Annotated in this window: 19 protein-coding genes; 7 read left to right on the forward strand and 12 right to left on the reverse strand. The window is 58.6% G+C overall.

The window, feature by feature from the left end; all coding sequences use genetic code 11:
* The first annotated feature begins 152 nt into the window (after nucleotides 1-152).
* From SLH47_RS17660 to SLH47_RS17675, 4 genes are all read left to right on the forward strand, one after another.
* Nucleotides 153-1,172 carry an amino acid ABC transporter substrate-binding protein gene (locus tag SLH47_RS17660; protein WP_320241279.1) on the forward strand — a complete coding sequence of 340 codons (1,020 nt, stop codon included), beginning with the start codon at nucleotides 153-155 and terminating at the stop codon, nucleotides 1,170-1,172.
* A 128-nt stretch (nucleotides 1,173-1,300) separates the two neighbouring features.
* Nucleotides 1,301-2,515: an ABC transporter permease subunit gene (locus tag SLH47_RS17665; RefSeq protein ID WP_320241281.1), complete on the forward strand. Its 1,215-nt coding sequence runs from the start codon at nucleotides 1,301-1,303 to the stop codon at nucleotides 2,513-2,515.
* A gap of 1 nt (nucleotide 2,516) precedes the next feature.
* The gene (locus tag SLH47_RS17670; RefSeq protein ID WP_320241282.1) at nucleotides 2,517-3,806 is read left to right on the forward strand and encodes an amino acid ABC transporter permease; all 1,290 of its coding nucleotides are present in this window, start codon (nucleotides 2,517-2,519) and stop codon (nucleotides 3,804-3,806) included.
* Nucleotides 3,807-3,818: 12 nt separating this feature from the next.
* Nucleotides 3,819-4,610: an amino acid ABC transporter ATP-binding protein gene (locus SLH47_RS17675; protein ID WP_320241283.1), complete on the forward strand. Its 792-nt coding sequence runs from the start codon at nucleotides 3,819-3,821 to the stop codon at nucleotides 4,608-4,610.
* A gap of 47 nt (nucleotides 4,611-4,657) precedes the next feature.
* On the opposite strand, the gene SLH47_RS17680 is transcribed toward SLH47_RS17675, so the two are convergent.
* The 8 genes from SLH47_RS17680 to mnmH form a co-directional block, all read right to left on the reverse strand.
* Nucleotides 4,658-5,173, reverse strand: coding sequence for a SixA phosphatase family protein (locus tag SLH47_RS17680; RefSeq protein WP_320241284.1), 516 nt, complete (start codon nucleotides 5,171-5,173; stop codon nucleotides 4,658-4,660).
* Nucleotides 5,170-5,772 (reverse strand): ferredoxin, encoded by a 603-nt coding sequence (locus SLH47_RS17685; protein WP_320241285.1) that lies wholly within the window; start codon nucleotides 5,770-5,772, stop codon nucleotides 5,170-5,172. The genes SLH47_RS17680 and SLH47_RS17685 overlap by 4 nt, the downstream gene beginning before the upstream one ends.
* A 9-nt stretch (nucleotides 5,773-5,781) precedes the next feature.
* Nucleotides 5,782-6,285: a hypothetical protein gene (locus SLH47_RS17690; protein ID WP_320241286.1), complete on the reverse strand. Its 504-nt coding sequence runs from the start codon at nucleotides 6,283-6,285 to the stop codon at nucleotides 5,782-5,784.
* Nucleotides 6,286-6,346: 61 nt separating this feature from the next.
* A complete protein-coding gene (gene argB, locus SLH47_RS17695; protein ID WP_320241287.1) occupies nucleotides 6,347-7,201 on the reverse strand; it encodes an acetylglutamate kinase in 855 nt (284 codons plus the stop codon).
* Between the two features lie 17 nt (nucleotides 7,202-7,218).
* Complete coding sequence (gene yihA / locus SLH47_RS17700) at nucleotides 7,219-7,866, reverse strand: ribosome biogenesis GTP-binding protein YihA/YsxC (protein WP_320241288.1); 648 nt, start codon at nucleotides 7,864-7,866, stop codon at nucleotides 7,219-7,221.
* 2 nt (nucleotides 7,867-7,868) lie between these two features.
* Entirely contained in the window at nucleotides 7,869-8,624 is a 756-nt protein-coding gene (locus SLH47_RS17705) for an MOSC domain-containing protein (protein WP_320241289.1), read from the reverse strand.
* The gene (gene yidC, locus SLH47_RS17710) at nucleotides 8,625-10,445 is read right to left on the reverse strand and encodes a membrane protein insertase YidC (protein ID WP_320241290.1); all 1,821 of its coding nucleotides are present in this window, start codon (nucleotides 10,443-10,445) and stop codon (nucleotides 8,625-8,627) included.
* Nucleotides 10,446-10,580: 135 nt separating this feature from the next.
* Nucleotides 10,581-11,642 (reverse strand): tRNA 2-selenouridine(34) synthase MnmH, encoded by a 1,062-nt coding sequence (gene mnmH / locus SLH47_RS17715; RefSeq protein WP_320241292.1) that lies wholly within the window; start codon nucleotides 11,640-11,642, stop codon nucleotides 10,581-10,583.
* Nucleotides 11,643-11,888: 246 nt separating this feature from the next.
* Between mnmH and SLH47_RS17720 the strand changes: the two genes are divergently transcribed.
* Complete coding sequence (locus SLH47_RS17720; protein ID WP_320241293.1) at nucleotides 11,889-12,152, forward strand: hypothetical protein; 264 nt, start codon at nucleotides 11,889-11,891, stop codon at nucleotides 12,150-12,152.
* A gap of 102 nt (nucleotides 12,153-12,254) precedes the next feature.
* A complete protein-coding gene (locus SLH47_RS17725; protein ID WP_320241294.1) occupies nucleotides 12,255-14,177 on the forward strand; it encodes a hypothetical protein in 1,923 nt (640 codons plus the stop codon).
* A gap of 22 nt (nucleotides 14,178-14,199) precedes the next feature.
* On the opposite strand, the gene SLH47_RS17730 is transcribed toward SLH47_RS17725, so the two are convergent.
* The 3 genes from SLH47_RS17730 to SLH47_RS17740 all read right to left on the reverse strand — a co-directional run bounded on the left by SLH47_RS17730 (nucleotide 14,200) and on the right by SLH47_RS17740 (nucleotide 17,816).
* On the reverse strand, nucleotides 14,200-14,997 hold the full coding sequence (locus tag SLH47_RS17730) for a metallophosphoesterase family protein (RefSeq protein WP_320241296.1): 798 nt from the start codon (nucleotides 14,995-14,997) through the stop codon (nucleotides 14,200-14,202).
* Nucleotides 14,998-16,590 carry a phosphoglycerate dehydrogenase gene (gene serA / locus SLH47_RS17735; RefSeq protein WP_320241299.1) on the reverse strand — a complete coding sequence of 531 codons (1,593 nt, stop codon included), beginning with the start codon at nucleotides 16,588-16,590 and terminating at the stop codon, nucleotides 14,998-15,000. It lies immediately after the preceding gene.
* An 83-nt stretch (nucleotides 16,591-16,673) separates the two neighbouring features.
* Nucleotides 16,674-17,816 (reverse strand): phosphoserine transaminase, encoded by a 1,143-nt coding sequence (locus SLH47_RS17740; RefSeq protein WP_320241300.1) that lies wholly within the window; start codon nucleotides 17,814-17,816, stop codon nucleotides 16,674-16,676.
* Between the two features lie 157 nt (nucleotides 17,817-17,973).
* On the opposite strand from SLH47_RS17740, the gene serB reads away from it, so the two are divergent.
* Nucleotides 17,974-18,849, forward strand: a complete 876-nt coding sequence (gene serB, locus SLH47_RS17745) for a phosphoserine phosphatase SerB (protein ID WP_320241302.1) — start codon at nucleotides 17,974-17,976, stop codon at nucleotides 18,847-18,849.
* Nucleotides 18,850-18,952: 103 nt separating this feature from the next.
* Here serB and SLH47_RS17750 read toward each other — a convergent pair whose 3' ends face one another.
* Entirely contained in the window at nucleotides 18,953-19,153 is a 201-nt protein-coding gene (locus SLH47_RS17750) for a hypothetical protein (RefSeq protein ID WP_320241304.1), read from the reverse strand.
* Between the last annotated feature and the right edge of the window lie 46 nt (nucleotides 19,154-19,199).

The following is a 19,199-nucleotide window of genomic DNA, read 5'->3' on the forward strand; positions in this document are numbered from 1 at the left end:
ATTGCGCGACTCGCCCTTGACCTCTATTCCAATATGCCCAAACTTTAGTCCATTGAGGCGGGAGGACCGGTCTCATTCATCATGAACGTCTATCGGGACGGGATAAAAATTGGCCATCTTATGTTGAGATGGAAACTCAGGAAGAGGTAAAAATGAAAACAACCGTATTCTTCGGCGCGCTGACTGTTGCTGGCATGGCTGCCAGTCTGGCTTCAGCGGCAACGCTTGATGATATCAAGGCCCGTGGCTCGCTGAATTGCGGCGTTACTACTGGTCTTGTCGGCTTCGCATCGCCGGATGCGAACGGTGTATGGACTGGCTTCGACGTTGGTGTGTGCCGCGCTGTTGCTGCGGCGGTCTTTGGTGATCCGACAGCTGTGGAATTCGTTCCGACAACAGGTAAGACCCGCTTTACAGCACTTGCCTCGGGTGAAATCGACATGCTGGCACGTAACACCACATGGACATTCAGCCGTGACGTTGACCTGAAATTCGAATTCACCGGCATCAACTACTATGACGGTCAGGGCTTCATGGTACCCCGCGATCTGGGCGTGTCTTCGGCCAAAGATCTTGATGGCGCAACTGTCTGCATCCAGACCGGCACAACGACAGAGCTGAACCTGGCGGACTTCTTCCGCTCCAACAACATCAGCTATGAACCAGTGCCAATCGAAACCAACGCCGAGGCGCAGCAACAGTACCTCGCCGGTGCTTGCGACGTCTACACAACAGACGCCTCCGGTCTTGCCGCGACACGTGCATCGTTCGAAAACCCTGCAGATCACGTTCTGCTGCCTGAAATCGTCTCCAAAGAGCCGCTGGGCCCGCTTGTGCGCCACGGCGACAACGATTGGGGTGATGTGGTGCGCTGGACGCTGAACGCGCTGATCACGGCAGAAGAACTGGGTGTGACATCTGCCAACGTGGCCGACCTGGCCGCTGCACCAACAGACAACCCCGAAGTGAACCGCCTTCTGGGTACTGAAGGTGAACTGGGCGCGATGCTGGGTCTCGAAGCTGACTGGGCCGCCAATGCCATTGCCGCTGGCGGCAACTATGGTGAGCTTTTTGAGAAGAACATTGGTGAGAACACACCAATCGGTCTGGCACGCGGCCTGAACGCGCAGTGGACCGAAGGCGGTCTGATCTACTCTCCACCTTTCCGCTAAGGAAATCGGAAATACCAAAGGGCGCGGTCAACACCGCGCCCTTTCACCAAAGACGACCAAAAATCGGTGCAAGAGAGCTGCGCAAAAGCGGCCTGATAAAAGTGACACCGGGTTAACGGGGATAACATATGACGTCGATTACCGACCCGCCGCAGGGGGCGTTCCGCCTGTCGATGCTGATCAACGACACGCGGTATCGATCCTACACTTTCCAGTTCATCGCGCTCATGGTGCTGATTGCTGCGATCGCGTATCTGTTCGCGAACCTCAGAAGCAATCTGGAAGCGGCGGGGTTGAATATATCGTTTGATTTCCTGCGCGATCCGGCAGGCTACGATATCAATCAACGTCCTATCGAATATGACAGCCAATCATCGCATCTGCGCGCCTCGACCGTCGGGGTTCTGAACACGCTGATCGTGGCGTTTCTGGCCTGTGTGACGGCAACGATCTTTGGGGTGATTGCCGGCGTTCTGCGGCTCTCGAACAACTGGGTCGTCTCAAAACTGATGGCGATGTATGTGGAGATGTTCCGCAACGTGCCCGTCCTGATCTGGATCATCATCATCTTCTCGATCATGACCGTGAGTATGCCTGCACCGCGGGCGTTCCGCGGTGATGACCCGGCTGCGACCATGCTGTTTGACGCCTTCGCGTTCACTAATCGCGGGGTTTACATACCGAAACCGGTTCTGGATAGCGGCGGTTTGGTCGTGATCGCAGTGTTCATCCTGTCGATAATCGGCATCTTCGGGTATCGGCGCTATGCGACGAAAAAGCTCTATGCGACCGGGCAGCTTCTGCCGACCTTCTGGCCATCCGTCGCGATGTTCTTCGTCCCGACATTGCTGTTCTACTTCATCCTTGGGCGGCCGATCACGCTGGAGTATCCCTCGCTACAAGGCTTCAACTTCCAGGGCGGCATCCAGCTACGCGGCTCGTTGATCGCACTCTGGTTTGCGCTGGCGATCTATACCGGGGCCTTCATCGCGGAAAACGTGCGGGCGGGTATTCAGGCGATCTCAAAAGGGCAGACTGAAGCCGCGGCTTCGCTCGGCCTGCGCCCGGGGCGGATCATGAACCTCGTGATCCTGCCGCAGGCTTTGCGGGTGATCATCCCGCCGCTGATCTCGCAATATCTGAACATCACCAAGAACTCGTCGCTCGCCATTGCGGTTGGGTACATGGATGTCACGGCTACGTTGGGCGGGATCACCCTGAACCAGACCGGTCGCGCGATTGAGGCGATCCTGCTTCTGATGTTGTTCTATCTGACGATCTCGCTCCTGATTTCAGCGGTGATGAACGTCTACAACAATTCCGTGAAGCTGAAGGAGCGCTGATATGCCACAAGATACAGTCGCTTTTGTCCGCACCGAGACCCTTCCGCAGCTGCCTCCACCGGCCAGTCAGGCGGGCATCGTCAAATGGATGCGCGAGAACCTGTTTTCCAGCGTGCCGAACGGGATTCTGACGCTGGTATCGCTTTACGTCATCTATCAATTGGTCGTCTTTGTGTTCCCGTGGATCGCCAACGGCATCTGGAACACCAACTCGCTCGCCGAATGTCGCGAGGCGTTGCAGGGGGCGACCGGCGCTTGCTTCTCTGTTTTGTCAGAGCGTTGGAACCAGCTTCTTTTTGGTTTCAGCTATCCAGTTGAGCATTACTGGCGTCCCACGATTGCGTTCATCCTGCTCTTCTTTGCAGCCGCACCGGTGATGTTCTTTGATCTGCCCCGCAAGCTTTTGATCTTTACCGGTCTCTACCCCTTTATCGCCTACTGGCTGATCTGGGGTGGGACGATCGTTGCGCCACTCTTTGCGCTGGCTGGCTTTATCGTGGGTTACTTCGTCTATGAACGCTTCGTTAAAGACAGCTTTGCCATGGGCTTTTTCGGTGGGGTAGTTGCCGCGATCATCACATGGGTTGTTGGCGGGTACATCACCGAAGCGATCGCTCCGGCGCAACCCTTCCTTGAGGCCGTTCAGTCGCGCAACATGGGGGGCTTTATGCTCAACATGATCCTGGGCGTGACCTGTGTGTCGCTGTCTCTGCCCATCGGGATTGTGCTGGCGTTGGGCCGTCAGTCGGATATGCCGATCATCAAGTTCATCTGCGTGATCTTCATCGAGTTCATCCGGGGCGTACCGCTGATTACCTTGCTGTTCGTGGCAAACGTGGTTCTGGCTTACTTCCTGCCGCCGGGTACGACGTTTGACTTGATCCTGCGGGTGATCATCATGATCACGATGTTCTCAGCCGCTTACATCGCCGAGGTCATCAGGGGCGGTCTGGCCGCCTTGCCCAAGGGGCAATACGAGGCTGCAGATAGTCTTGGACTGGACTACCCGCAAGCAATGCGGTTGATCATCCTGCCTCAGGCATTGAAGATCTCGATCCCCGGCATCGTGAACGTGGCAGTGGGCCTCTTCAAGGACACCACACTCGTCTCGGTCATTTCGATGTTCGATCTGGTCGGCATGATCCGTGGTCCGATCCTGTCATCGACCGACTGGAACGGCGTCTATTGGGAGCTCTTCATGGCGGCCTCTGTCCTGTTCTTCGTCGTCTGCTACGGCATTTCACAATACTCACAATGGTTGGAGCGCAGGCTCGCAACCGACCATCGCTAAGGGAGGCTGATCATGGCCGAAGCAATTCTTGAACAAGAGGTCGACACCTCGCAGATGAAAGTCTCCGATGAGCTGGCGATCACCATCGAAGGCATGAACAAATGGTATGGCGCGTTCCACGTGCTGCGCGATATTGACCTGAGCGTTTATCGCGGCGAACGGATCGTGATCTGCGGCCCGTCAGGGTCGGGTAAATCCACATTGATCCGCTGCATCAACGCGCTGGAGGAACACCAGCAAGGTAAGATCACGGTGGATGGCACGGTGCTGTCGTCGGATCTGAAGAACATCGACAAGATCCGGTCGGAGGTTGGGATGTGTTTTCAGCACTTCAACCTGTTCCCGCATCTGTCGATCCTGGAAAACTGCACGCTGGCCCCGATCTGGGTGCGTAAGACGCCCAAGAAAGAGGCCGAGGAGACGGCGATGCATTTCCTCGAAAAGGTGAAGATTCCGGATCAGGCGCACAAGTATCCCGGACAGTTGTCGGGCGGTCAGCAGCAGCGTGTGGCGATTGCCCGCAGCCTGTGCATGCGGCCGCGCATCATGCTCTTTGACGAACCGACATCGGCGCTTGACCCTGAGATGATCAAGGAAGTGCTGGATACCATGATCGAGCTTGCGGCGGAGGGGATGACCATGCTCTGCGTCACGCACGAGATGGGCTTTGCCCGGCAGGTGGCGAACCGCGTGATCTTTATGGACCAGGGCCAGATCGTTGAGCAGAATGAGCCCGAAGAGTTCTTCAACAACCCGAAGTCCGACCGGACCCAATTGTTCCTGAGCCAGATTCTGGGGCACTGAGGAAATGCTGAAGAGTAAGTGAGGTGCGTCATTCGTGACGCGCCTTTCTAATCGATATCGCTGCCGGTCGTTCCAATCAGGTCACGTGGCACGATGAAATCGACGCAGGTGCCTTTGCGCCTTGCGATATCATCGGCAAAGTCGATCACAGTGCTCGCGCAAGTGGGATAGTCGCTGAATCGGTGGTGATCCGGCGGCGTCGTCACGAGCGCATTTGCGAGCATGCCGATACCGGGGTTGTGGCCGATGACCGCGACATTTTGCGAAGGTTCACGGTGGATGACCTCCAAAATGGTTTCAGGGCTCGCGTGATAGAGCCTGCTCGAGAGGCGCAGTTTGGGCGCGGGGTCGATTTCCGGGATGATCAGATCCGCCGTTTCACGCGTACGTTGCGCATCTGAGCAAAGGATCATGTCTGGCAGATATTCCTTTTCGGCGAGCCACTCCCCAATCGCGGTGGCCGAGGCCCGACCACGCTTGTTCAGTACACGGGCATGGTCGTCAGCAAAGGGGTTGCTCCAGCTCGATTTCGCGTGGCGGATCAGGATTAGGCGTCTGGTCACAGGAAGGCCTCCATATGAAACGCGGCTTGGGCAGGCAGGCGCAGCCCTTGGCCCACCGGGCAGGCGCGGCGCGCGAGGCAACCGCCTGTCCGGCAATCAACATCCGCCGCGGATATCGCATGCGCCTTGCAGGCGGCCACGTCGTAGCCATCGTCAAATGCGCCAACAGGACATGCGGTGGCGCAGGGTTGAGGGCATGTCGTACAGGGTTTCTCGGTGGAAGGTGGTGTCAGCACGCCTTTTTGCCGCAGCGCCCCACGGAAGCTGACAAACAACCCCACCTCGTCATGCACCAGAAACCCAATGGGCGAGGCCCAGAACCGCCCCGACTGCACGGCCCATGTGAAGAAGGGCGCATAGGGCGGCCCGCCGAAGGGAAAAAGCGGCTCTGCGCCCAGATCATCGGCGATGGCCGTGATGACACGCTGCGACCAGCGGTCCAGCGGATTTGCCGCACCGTCCTGATACTCCGCGCTTTCCGTGAAGATCGCCCATAAGCGCGGCTCATCTGGGCCGATGAGTGTGATCGTATCCAACCCGTCCGGGCAATCGCCCAAACTGCGTAGCCCATGCGGCCGCAATGCATCATTGAGGCTCATCTCCAAAGCCTAGCGGACCCGTGTCCAGGAGGGCGGGATGGAGCCGGGCATGTCGGCCTCAAAGGTCAAACCGTCCTCGCTGCAGCCATAGGTGCCGGTCGACTGTCCCCATGGGCCCGCATCAGACGTGACGGGGACGTCCATCCGCGTGCCCATCACGTCCGCCGATCCGACCAGATCGTATTCCGGGGCATTCGCCGCATAAGTCGCCCCGTCATCGGCATTCATCGCACCTTGCGAATAGCCTGACACGGTGACGGCAATGGCGGGCACATCGGGCATCTGCACTTCAATGATCAGATCGTTCACCAGGAGTGTCATGACGCCAGTATCGGTGATCTCAAGACTGGCATTGCCGCCGAGATGGGTCGCGCTGCCGCCCATCTGCGTGGCCATGAGGCCAGCGATGTCCGCGCCATCCGCCTCCCACACACCGACCATGCAGGGGTCGATGGCGTGGGCGGATGTGGCGAGAAAGGTGACGCCGACGGCGGCAGGCAAAAGTGATTTCATGACCAACTCCTAAACCGAATGTCGCAAACCTAGCACGGCCATCGCAAGAGGCGCAGAAAAATCAGTTGCGCGGCTCGCGGATCAGCGACCCGGCACCGTGATCGGTGAACAACTCCAAGAGGCAGGCATTGGGTGCGCGGCCATCCAGAATAACAACGGCGCGCACGCCCTCTGCCATGGCAGCGAGCGCGGTTTCGGTTTTGGGGATCATGCCACCCGCAATTGTGCCATCGGCAATGAGGTCGGTTACTTTGCCGGGGGCGATTTCGGTAAGGACATTGCCGTCCTTGTCCTTCACGCCCGCCACGTCCGTGAGCAGCAAGAGGCGGTCCGCCTTCAGCGCCCCTGCGATGGCGCCCGCAGCGGTGTCGCCATTGACGTTGAATGTCTCACCATCGCGGCCCATGCCCAAGGGGGCGATCACGGGGATTGCGTGGGCCGCATGCAGGTCGCGGATGATCGTGGGGTCAATGGCAACGGGCGTGCCGACAAAGCCCAGATTAGGGTCCGTCTCTTCGCAGATCATCAGATTGGCGTCCTTGCCGGAGAGGCCCACGGCCTTGCCGCCTTCCGCACTGATCGCCTGCACGAGGCGGTTGTTCACCTTGCCCGACAGCACCATTTCAACCACGTCCATAGTTGCCGCGTCGGTGACCCGCTTGCCGTTCACGAAGTCCGATTTGATCTCAAGCTTCGCCAGCATCTCGTTAATCATCGGGCCGCCGCCATGCACGATCACCGGGTTCAAGCCGACCTGCCGCATCAGCACGATGTCGCGGGCAAAGCTCGCCATGGCCTCATCGCTGCCCATGGCGTGCCCGCCGAGTTTGATGACAACCGTCGCACCTGCATAGCGCTGCATGTAAGGCAACGCCTGGCTGAGCGTCGCTGCCGTTGCAATCCAATCCCGGTTCATGGCGTCGGTCCTTTTCTTCATCCGATCCCCGCGATCACGGCGCGCAAGGTCGCGATCCCGTCACCCTTTTCCGAGGAGGTCAGGATCAGTTCGGGAAAGGCCGCAGGATGTTTGGCGAGGGCTGCGCGTGTCTTGCTGAGCGCTTCGTCGAGCGCTTTGCCTTTGACCTTGTCGATCTTCGTCATGACCACCTGAAAGGTGACGGCGGATTTGTCCAAGAGCGTCATGATCTCTTCATCGACGGCCTTTGCCCCGTGGCGCGCATCAATCAGTACGAAAACCCGGCGCAGCGTTTGCCGCCCTTGCAGATATTGCTTGAGAAGGCGCTGCCATTTTTCGACCACCGCAACGGGCGCATTGGCGAAACCATAGCCGGGCAGGTCGACGACATAGATGTCACCGGCAGTGAAAAAGTTGATCTCTTGCGTGCGGCCGGGGGTGTTTGATGCGCGGGCAAGGCCTTTGCGGCCCGTGAGCGCGTTGATCAAAGAGGATTTGCCAACGTTAGAGCGTCCGGCAAAGCAAACCTCGACCCGGTCAGGTGCGGGCAGGCCGTCCATCGCGACGACACCTTTGAGGAATTCGGTTTCACCCGCAAAAAGCAGGCGCCCCTTTTCAAGGGCATGTGCGTCAGGTGTCTCGACCTCAGGAAAGCGCAATTCCATGGTCAAACCACCTCGACCTTGTCGCCCATTGCGACCTGACCGCCTTTGGTCACCATGGCATTAACGCCAAAATCCTCATGCCCCCAGCCCTCTTGCAAGACACCCAAGGTGTCGGTGTCACGTTTGCCGGTTTGTGGGTTCGCCATCGTGTGTTTGCAGCGTTTGATGGGCTCAATGACGCTCAGTTCAGCCGTACCGATCTGGACGGTTTTTCCGACCCACTCGAACTCTTCCCAGGGCGCTGCGCCTTCCAGCCAGATATTGCCCCGCCAGCGCTCAATCTCAAGCGGGCGGCCTAGGCGTCCCGCAACGCTTTTGTGGCTGGCATGGGTCATGATGGAAACGGTGGGTTCGGCGGTATCTGTCATGCCGCGCCCGGGTACGCGCGCGATGCTGGCGGGCTGCAAACCATCGGGGTCACAAAGCGGCTTCACCCAAGCCAGAAAGCGGGCCGCGTCAGTCTCATCATCAGGTTGAAACGTGATCTCGCCCAGATCGACATGGCGCAGGGTGAGCGTGGCCTTGCCTTCATCAAGTTCCGCCCAGATACCGGCAAGACCCGGTGTCGTCACGCCGATCATGAAGTTGCGGCAACTGACCCAGCCCGGATTGGCCGGATCGAACTTTGACCGATCATTGCTGACCGCCCAATGCCGGTCCCACGGCATGGTCTGCCCCTCAACCAGCCTTACGCTGTCAATCTGTTCACGCCCGTGGCTTTTGATCGGATGCCGCCACAGACCGGCGACAGTGATCATCTACTCGCCCTCTTTCTTATCGGCTTCCACAGGTTTCTTGCGGCGCATGCCTTCCTTGATGTTGCCGAAGACATCCGGCTTGGCCCCATGGCTGCGCATGATCGCATATTGCTGGATGAAGGTGATGATGTTGTTGGCAATCCAGTAAAGGACAAGGCCAGACGCGAAGGAGCCCAGCATGAACATGAAGACCCATGGCATCCATGCAAAGATCGCCTTTTGCGTGGGGTCCGTGGGGGCCGGGTTCAGCTTTTGCTGGAGCCACATGGACACACCCAGCAGGATCGGCAGGATGCCAATGGCGAGCAAGGCGAGGATGGAACCCGGCGTGGGTGCGGCCCATGGCAGGAGGCCAAAGAGGTTGATGAACGATGACGGGTCGGGCGCGCTGAGGTCCCTGATCCAGCCGAACCATGGGGCGTGGCGCAGCTCGATGGTGACAAAGATCACTTTATAAAGCGAGAAGAAGATCGGGATTTGTAGCAGGATCGGCAAGCAGCCCGCGGCGGGGTTCACCTTATTTTCCTGATAAAGCTTCATCATGCCCTGCTGCATCGCCTGACGATCATCGCCGACACGCTCTTTCAGCTTTTCCATCTCGGGCTGCAGCTCTTTCATCCGCGCCATGGAGACGTAGGACTTATAGGCCAGCGGCAGCACGATGATCTTCAGGATCACGGTCAGGGCGAGGATCGACCAGCCCATATTGCCGATCACGATGTTGAGGTAGTGCAGCAGTGCAAAGATCGGCTTGGTGAGGAAAAAGAACCAGCCCCAGTCGATACTGTCGAGGAATCCCGCGACGCCGCCGTCATTCTGATAATTGCGGATCGCTTCCCATTCCTTGGCCCCGGCAAAAAGACGCGTTGTGACGGTTGCGGTCGCGCCCGCGGCGATGGTCTCAACCGGCATCACGGCCTCGGCCTGGAACAGGTCACGGCTGTCAAAATACTTGGAGGTCGAGCGGAAGGGCGCGTCCTGCTCGGGGATCAGGGTCGTCATCCAGTAGTGGTCGGTATAGCCAATCCAGCCAGAATTCTGCACATCCAGACGCTCGGCCTGTGTGCGCTCGCGCGGGTCGACTTCATATTCTGTGATGTTGTCATAGCCGGTCTCTTCCAGCTCCCCGTCGGTCATCCGCACAAGGCCTTCGTGCAGGATAAAGAAGTTCTTCAGATCATCGGGCTGTCCGTGCCGCCGCAACAAGCCGTAGGGGCGGGCGGAGACAGGTGTTGCGCCAGTATTCTCAACGCTTTGTTCAAACGTGAACATGAACTCATCATCGACCGAAACGACATTGCGGAAGATCTGTCCCGCACCATTGTCCCAGACCAGCGTGACAGGGCTTTCGGGTGTCAGAGTCTGACCGCTTTCGAGCGACCAGAGTGTATCGGGGCCGGGGACAGCACTTGCATCAATCCCATCGATCCCGGTCCAGCCGAAGGACGCGAAGTAAGCGCCCGGTTCGCCGACAGGCCGCAAAAGCCGCACGATCTCGGCGTCCTCGTCGATGGTTTCGCGGTATTGGGTGAGCGCCAGGTCGTCAATTCGTCCGCCGAGCAGGGACAGTGACCCTTGGAACTCACCGGTCTCAATCGCGACGCGCGGTGCCTCAGATGGTGCCTCTGCCGTCTCGGTCGGGGCCGTCGCTGTCGGGGTGACAGGATCAACTGCAGGAAGCGTCGGATCCTCGGCGCTGACGGCGGCTTCGGTTGCGGGATCGATCGGCAGTTCCTCTGGCGGGAACAACAGCGTCCACGCCATGATCACCATAAAGCTGAGCAAGGTCGCGAGGATGAGATTCTTGTTCTGGTCGTCCATCTGAAACCGCCCATAGCCGCATCGAAAAGTCTGGGGGCTGTTCAACCTGTCAGGGCCCAAAAGGTCAAGCGGTTTTAGGGTCAAAAAGACGCTATGAAGCAGGTCTGGAAGCCTGAATTCAGGCCGCTGACACCCTTATTGCAAAGTGATGCGTCCCAGTGCTTTGACGATTGCGTCGGCGGTTCTTTCCAGACCGTCTTCGCCGAGGTGATCCGACATGATCCGCTCGGTTGTTCCGTCCTGGGGACGATGGCGTGACTTGTCATAGGCCGGATCGTAATGATCGGTGATCAGCGCCGCCGACAGATCGACCAGCGCACCTTCCGCCGACAGTTTGATCCAGTGATCGACAATGGAATTGCCACGCACCCGGCGCAGCGGTGCCAGCCGTTGCGCCAGCTTTTCGGAATCCGCAAGGACCTCGGCATAGGCTTTTGCAAGATACGCAGCCCTTTCGGCGCGAGGGGCGTCAACGACAATCCGCGGGGCGACCTGCATCGCCTGCCAGAGACTTGGGGGCAGGACGAGTTTGCCAATCTTGCTGCTTTCGGCCTCAACGATGACCGGCTGGTCCGGGTCAAGGCTGTGAAGCGCCACAGCCAGCACCGTCTCAAAGCCCTTTTGCGCAGGTTGTCCGTCAGGCATGGCCCCCAAAAGCGATCCGCGATGCTGTGCCAGCTCTTCAAGATCAATGATCTGAACGCCGCGCGCCGCGAGATACGGCAATAACGCGGTCTTGGCTGTGCCGGTGTATCCATCCAAGAGTACGAACTTATGCGGCAAGGGAAGATCGTAGAGCGTGTGATGGACAAGCCGCCGAAAACTCTGATACCCACCGGCAATCGTCTCGGCCCGCCAGCCGATCTCTTTGAGAAGCGAGCCAAAAACGCCGGAGCGTTGACCGCCCCGCCAGCAGTAAAGGAGCGGGCGCCAGCCGCCATGCTTGTCGGCGAGCGGACCTTCGATATGGCTCGCCACATTGCGGATCACCATGCCAGCACCGATTTTGCGGGCGTCGAACGGGCTGACTTGTTTGTATACCGTGCCGACCTCAGCCCGTTGATCGTTGTCAAGCGCGGGCAGGTTGATCGCGCCAGGGATATGATCTTCGGCAAACTCAGCGGGTGAGCGCACATCGATCACATCGTCAAATCCATGGGCCAGAAGCACGGAAAGGGTAGGAAAGTTCACCGGCATTGCCAACTGGATATGCGGGCTTATGGGCGGAAACAAGTTTCATACCAACCCCATCAACGACTGTCACAAAGGTTTGGTGGCGTTGGTGCAGCGGCAGACCGAAGTGTCGCACATGTCGGAAATCTGTCGCAAAATGACAGGTTTTCGTCTGCTTTGCCGCGACGTCAGCTTGGCAACGTGCTAGGCATCCCCTGTTGTGTGAAATTTGGGCGTATTCTTTCAGCCCAAGAGTTATGAGGGTTTTGAATGTTGAAGATGTTATTCTACGGGATTTGCGCAGCTGTTCTTCTGATACCTGCTGCTGTTAGCGCTGATCGGATCCGGTTGACCTCCTTCGATAACACCGTGCGCTTGACAGGGACCTTCGTTGGGTTTCGACAAGACGTCTATATCATTGAATTCAATGGTCATCTGGTCGAAATACCGATTGCGGGAATGATCTGCGAAGGATCCGATTGTCTGGACTTTGTGCCCAGCGGCAACACTTTCGCGCGGCTTGAAGAAGGCTGATCCTGCACGGCACCAGCCGAGAGGCTGTTATCGCCGCCACAGATCGAATTTGTCCCAGCAAGGCCCATTGCGGCCTTGTCGTCACCACCCTAGCGTGTCGCCATGACTTATGACGACCTGCATTTGATCACTCAGTGGAGCCAGGTGGTGCAATTGCGGGACAACGGGCTGTTGACGCCTGCGGAATTGATCCTCCTCGACGCTGCTGAAACCGGCGAGACCGCGCAGATCAGCCGGACAGTGCCAAATCTCAAGGCCCCGGCGGTTCTGATCCGCGCAGCGCTCTTGCGGTATCTGATATTGGGCGGTTGCAAGGATTTCCGCACGCAGCCATCCGGGATCACTGTGAACGGCGCGTGGATTGGTGGATCACTTGATCTGAACTTCACCACGGCCCGTGGTCCAATCGACCTTTACAATTGTTACCTCGCCGAAAAACCGCAGATGGTGCAATTGTCGGCCGATGGCGTCGCGATCGTGGGCTGCACCTTGATGGACGGGTTGAATGCCGCGCGGTTACAGATCAGCGGGAATGTCACCCTGAATGGCAGCCGGGTGGATGGGAAAATCTCGCTTTCTGGGGGCGAGATCAAAGGCCACCTGTCCTGCACCCAGGCGACACTGCGCAATGAGGGCCATTCGTCGTTGAAAGCACAGGGTCTGACCGTTGTGAGCAGCGTCCTTTTGGAAGGGACAACCGCGACCGGGCAGGTCAGTTTCCTTGGCTCGCGGATCGGCGGGCAGTTGGTCTGTATCGGGTCGAGTTTTCACAACCCCGAAGGTCATGCGTTGAACGCGCAAAGCATTCAGGTGCGCGGCGATGCTTTCCTGCGTCATGCAACGACAGAGGGCGAGGTCAGCTTTCTGGGCGCTGAAGTTGGCGGCGTGCTTGATTGCACCCATGCCACGATGCGTAATCCGGAAGGGCAGGCGCTGAATGCGCAGCGCCTCATCGTGCGTGAGGGGTTCATCTGGCGGCGCATCAAAGGGGTGGCTGGGGGCGTTGATCTGACCTCCGCGCATGTGGGTGATCTCTGGGATGATCCGGAAAGCTGGGCGCATTGTGACAAGCTTTATCTCAGCGGGTTCATCTATGACGTCCTGCATGGCAGCATCAACGTGCCCGACAGACTGGCCTGGTTAAAAAAGGGCGCGATTTCGCGGCGCGAGTTTTACCCGCAACCCTATGAGCAGTTGGCCAAACTTCTGCGCGAGACCGGGCATAGATCAGACGCGCGCGCCATTATGGTCGCCAAGGAAAAAGAACAGCGCAAAGCCTCACGCGCGCGGTGGCGGCGCGAGGCGGAATGGCGCACGTCGCTGTTCCAGGCGAGCCTGGAGGCACCGGATGCGCGGGCAGAGGCGCTGGCATCGCTTGAGGCGCGCAGGCCCAATGACGAAAACCTTGCGCGGCTTCAGTTGCTGGACGGGGCCAAAGTCGCGCCCGATCTGGCGCCGACGACGTTGGCCCTTGCATTGAAGCAGTTTCGTGATGAACAGCGCTGGTTCCAGACCCGCGTCTGGTGGCGCAACGCAGGCAGCCTGCTGGCGGATAAGGTCTTTGGCCTTGTTGTCGGCTACGGGCATAAGCCTGAGCGGAGTTTTTACATGCTGCTGGTGCTGGTGGCGGTCGGTTGGTTCCTCGCCGACAAAGCCTGGGAGGCGGGCGATTTTGCCCCGACGATGGGCCCCGTGTTGATGTCCGAAGGATGGCAGGCACTGGCCACTGATGAGCGCATCCAGAACCCCGCACAAGTTTGGTCTGACAAGTACATGTTGGCACCAGACGGCGTGCCTGTCCTGACGCCGGGCCGGGATTACGAGACATTTCACGCGCTTTCTTACGCGGTTGATCTGGTCGTCCCTATCGTATCATTAGGACAAGAGGCGTCCTGGGCGCCCTCCACCACGCGCGGTCCGTGGGGGCAGACCTTGTGGTGGGTACGTTGGTGGCTAATCGCGCTGGGCTGGATTGTGACGGCAATTGGCGCCGCAGCCGTGACCGGGGTCATCCGGCGGGACTAGGCAGACGTGACCGCGCCCGCTTTCACGGCGTCAGCGCCACGCGTCCTTGATCGGTGAGGAGCCAGCAATCACGCCCCTCGAAAACTGCGGGGATCAGGGGGTTTCCGTAACCGGCACCGCCATCGAGATTGACCCGATTGCCGTAATGCTGTGGGTGATCCAAAGCTGTGTGGCCATGCACGATCAGCTTGCCATAATCGATCTTGCTTTCCAGAAACCCTTCCCTGATCCATAATAGATCCTCTGGGTCCTGCCATTCCAAAGGCAGCTCCATGCGCAGACCTGCATGGACAAAGATCAGATCTTCGGTTTGGTGTGTGAGGGGTAGGTTTTCGATGAATTCCAGATGATGCTCTGGTACGTTGCGTTGGACGAGTGCGACGAGTTGCGCAGGATCAAAGTCACCTGACGCGATGCCGTAAGAGACCAACGTCTCGACGCCGCCCCCTTTGGGATGCAGAAAAGAGGGGCCACTCCCACCGCCGACATCGTAGGACCGCAATGTCGCCTCGCCGCCTAAGCGGCGGTTGAACCAACTCAGGCCCGACCGGATGCGGGGGTCGTGCTCCGCCCCATTGCGCACGAAACGTACAAACATCCGGTCGTGGTTGCCCATGATGCAGGTCCACGGATACCCAGCCTCTTGCCCGGCGATCAGTGTTTCAATGACACCCTGGCTGTCAGGGCCGCGATCAACGTAGTCGCCCAGAAAAACGATCTGCGCGTCCGCCCCGCCATCGGCATGGATCAGCGCGAGCGCCCGATCCAGCATGGCCTTCTGGCCATGAATATCACCGATGGCGTAGACGGGTGCTGTCATCTAGACGCTGAAGGTCAATGGTTTGACTTGCTGGAACAGGCCGGTTGCTTCCAACGCTGCGATTGCAGGCGCGGGTACCGGTTCGTCAACGTAAAGCAGCGCGATTGCCTCTCCATGTGCAGCGGTCCGACCAAGTGTAAAGTTCGCGATGTTCACGTCGTTCTGACCCATTGTCGTTCCCAGCGCGCCGATGATCCCTGGCCGATCCTCGTTGGTCGTATAAAGCATATGCGCGCCCACCTCGGCATCGATATTGATGCCCTTGATCTGGATAAAGCGCGGCTTGCCATCGCTGAAGACCGTGCCTGCAATCGAACGCTCACGCTTCTCGGTCACGACAGTCACCTTCACATAGCCTTCGAACGCGCCTGACTGATCCTGTTTGGTGGTGGACACCTTGATGCCACGCTCCTTCGCGATCACAGGGGCGCTAACCATGTTCGTATCGGGGTTGGCCTTCATCATAATGCCGGCAATGGTCGCGGCTGTCAGTGCCTTGAGATTCATCTCGGACGCTTCACCATCAAAGAGGATGTTGATCGCCTTGATCGGCTCATCCGTCATCTGGCCGATGAAGTTGCCCAAATGCCCGGTCAGCTTGATCCACGGCCCCATGACCTTAGCTTCCTCGGCGGTGACCGAGGGCATGTTGAGCGCATTTTGCACAGCCCCGGTCAGCAAGTAATCCGACATCTGTTCGGCCACCTGCAGGGCCACGTTTTCCTGCGCTTCGGTTGTTGCGGCGCCCAGATGAGGCGTGACCACGACATTGGGCAGGTTGAAGAGCGGGCTTTCGGTGGCGGGCTCCACAGCAAAAACGTCAAAGGCGGCGCCAGCGACATGGCCGGATTTGAGCGCCTCTGCCAGAGCAGCCTCATCGACCAGACCACCCCGCGCACAGTTCACGATCCGCACGCCCTTTTTCAGCTTGGCGATGTTTTCAGCAGACAAGATGTTCTTCGTCTGCTCGGTCAGAGGGACGTGCATGGTCAGGAAGTCCGCACGACCAAGAAGGTCTTCCAACTCCAGTTTCTCGACACCAATCTCCAGCGCCCGCTCCTCGGACAGGAACGGATCATATGCCACGACCTTCATCTTGAGGCCCTGCGCCCGGTCGATCACAATGGAACCGATATTCCCTGCACCAATCACGCCAAGCGTCTTGTTGGTGAGCTCAACACCCATAAAACGCGACTTTTCCCACTTGCCGGCATGGGTCGAGGCGTTGGCTTCGGGGATTTGCCGCGCAACCGCCATCATCATCGAAATCGCGTGTTCGGCGGTGGTGATCGAGTTGCCGAAAGGCGTGTTCATCACGATGATCCCCTTCTTCGACGCGGCGGGGATGTCGACATTGTCGACGCCGATGCCCGCACGGCCGATGACCTTGAGGTTATCGGCGGCGGCGATGATCTTTTCCGTGGCCTTGGTGGCCGAGCGGATGGCAAGGCCATCATATTGGCCGATGACTTTGTGCAGGCGGTCCTTGTCTTTGCCCAGATCAGGTTCGAAATCCACGTCGATGCCGCGATCCTTGAAAATCTGCACGGCGGCGGGCGAGAGTTTGTCAGAGATTAGTACTTTAGGAGCCATATCGTTTATGTCCTTTGTGTTTGGCCCGGAGGGAACAAATTTCTAGAAATTTGTTGCGGGCCGAATTTTCTGGAAAATTCGGGTCAGAGTGCTGCGATTTCGGTCTCGAACGCCCATTCAAGCCAAGGCAGCATCGCCTCGATGTCGGATGTTTCGACGGTTGCGCCGCACCAGATACGCAGACCTGCGGGCGCATCGCGATAGGCGCCAATATCCAGCGCGATCTCTTCCGCCTCAAGCCGTTTCGCCACAGCTTTGGCGAAGGCAGCGCCATCGGTGATCCGGCCATCGGTGAATTTCAGGCAAACCGAGGTATTCGACCGCGTCGCCTTGTCAACGGCGAGGTTCTCGATCCACGGCTTGTCGGCGCAGAAGTTCCAGATCGCCCGCGCATTGGCATCCGCCCGATGGATCAGCGCATCAAGACCACCAATTGACCTGCCCCATTTCAGGGCGACGAGGTAATCCTCGACCGCCAGCATAGACGGTGTGTTGATCGTGGCGCCTTGGAATATCCCTTCGATCAGTTTGCCGCCTTTGGTCAGACGGAAGATCTTGGGCAGAGGCCAGGCGGGCGTGTAGCTTTCCAGCCGCTCCACGGCGCGGGGGCTCAGGATCAGCATGCCATGGGCCGCTTCACCGCCCATCACCTTCTGCCAGGAGAAGGTCGTGACATCCAGCTTGTCCCAGGGCAGGTCCTGCGCAAACGCAGCCGATGTCGCGTCGCAGAGCGTCAGCCCGGCGTGGTCGGCAGGGATCACGTCGCCCGAAGGCACGCGTACGCCAGATGTGGTCCCGTTCCACGTAAAGCAGATATCATTGTCGTAGTTTAGCGCGGCCATATCGACGATCTCGCCATATTCCGCAGTATGCACGGTCGCCTCGATCTTCAGCTGCTTGACCACATCCGTGACCCAGCCTGCGCCAAAGCTTTCCCAGGCCACTATTTCGGCTGGGCGTTCCCCCAGAAGCGACCACATCGCCATCTCAAATGCGCCGGTGTCGGAGGCGGGCACGATGCCGATGCGATAGTCCGCAGGCACACCCAGCACCTCACGGGTCAGGTCAATGGCCTCGGCCAGCTTTGCCTTGCCGATAGCAGCGCGGTGCGACCGACCGAGTGCGGCGTCGCTTAATGCATCCAGTTTCCAGACGGGGGGTTTGGCGCAGGGGCCAGATGAAAAACGCGGATTACCCGGCCGCGCAGCCGGTTTGGTCAGTGCCATTGATGTCTATCCTCACAGATATGCGCCCCTCGTTGGGGAGGGGTGTCCCACGGGCGGGAATAGCGGCGGCATTCGGGTTTCACAACCGGCAAAATGTCACTAGACCGGCACATGACTTGATTTTTGCGACACCAGCGACGCCGATAGGAAACCGCGCATGTTCATCGTCACCCTGTTAACCACGCCCACAGAGCGCACGCTGGATGCTGCGCTTGTCGAAAGCCTGCGCAATGCATGGGGCGGTGGTGATATCAGGTGGCTCGCGATTGATGAGGCGGCAGAGTTCGCCATTCCTCAAGCGCCTGACAATCAATGGGACGTGTGGGCAGACCTGCAGCAGGCCTGCGTTGATGTGCTTGTACAACCTGCCGAAAATCGCCGCAAGAAAATGCTGCTGGCCGATATGGATAGCACCATGATCCGACAGGAATGCATTGATGAATTGGCAGCCGAGGCTGGCGTAGGCGCACGCGTCGCTGACATCACGGCAAGGGCCATGAACGGCGAGCTGGACTTCGAAGCGGCGTTGATCGAACGGGTCGGCCTCTTGGCAGATCTGCCCGAGACGGTCATTGAACAGGTTCTGGATCAACGGATCACCTACATGCCCGGCGGGTATGAGCTGGTGAACACCATGAAGGCGCATGGCGCCTATGCCGCGCTGGTCTCGGGCGGTTTTACGGCCTTTACGTCGCGCGTTGCAGCGGCACTTGGCTTTGACGAGAACCGCGCAAATACGCTGATAGCGGCAAACGGCAAGCTGACGGGCGAGGTGGCGCGACCAATCCTGGGGAAGCAGGCTAAGGTGGAGGCGTTGATTGAAATCACAGCCCGACTGAAGATCACAGAGGCGGGTGTGATTGCAGTAGGTGACGGTGCCAACGATCTTGGGATGCTGGGTCGTGCAGGCACCGGGGTTGCATTACATGCCAAGCCATCGGTTCAGGAAAGGTGCGATGTGCGCATTAATCATGGTGACCTGACAGCACTGCTTTATTTGCAGGGCTATGGTCGGGATGAATTTGTTACCTGAACAAGGGTCGCAGCCAGTAATTGGAGCGTAGCAGGCCGATGTCGGGGTGCCTTATGCAACGCGGCGCTCGCCAAGCGTTGCCGAAATGCGACAGGCGCTGGGTTTAGTTCGGGCGCGTTGCCTGCTGGTAGGTATCACGGGTCATTTTGAACACTTTGATGAGTCGCGGATCTGCGCTGCAAATCTGTCGCACCTGCTCCATAAAAGCCTGTTCGTTCTGACCATAAAACGCTTCTGCAGCATCGTCTGCTGCGGTACGCCGCGTTCTTGAAACCATCATATTATCCTCATTACCTTTCAGCATTATCATCTATGACTATCTGGACCCGAATGGGGCAAATCTGTGTAAT

Origin of the sequence: Cognatiyoonia sp. IB215182 (assembly GCF_033963905.1) — a bacterium.
GTDB lineage: Bacteria > Pseudomonadota > Alphaproteobacteria > Rhodobacterales > Rhodobacteraceae > Yoonia.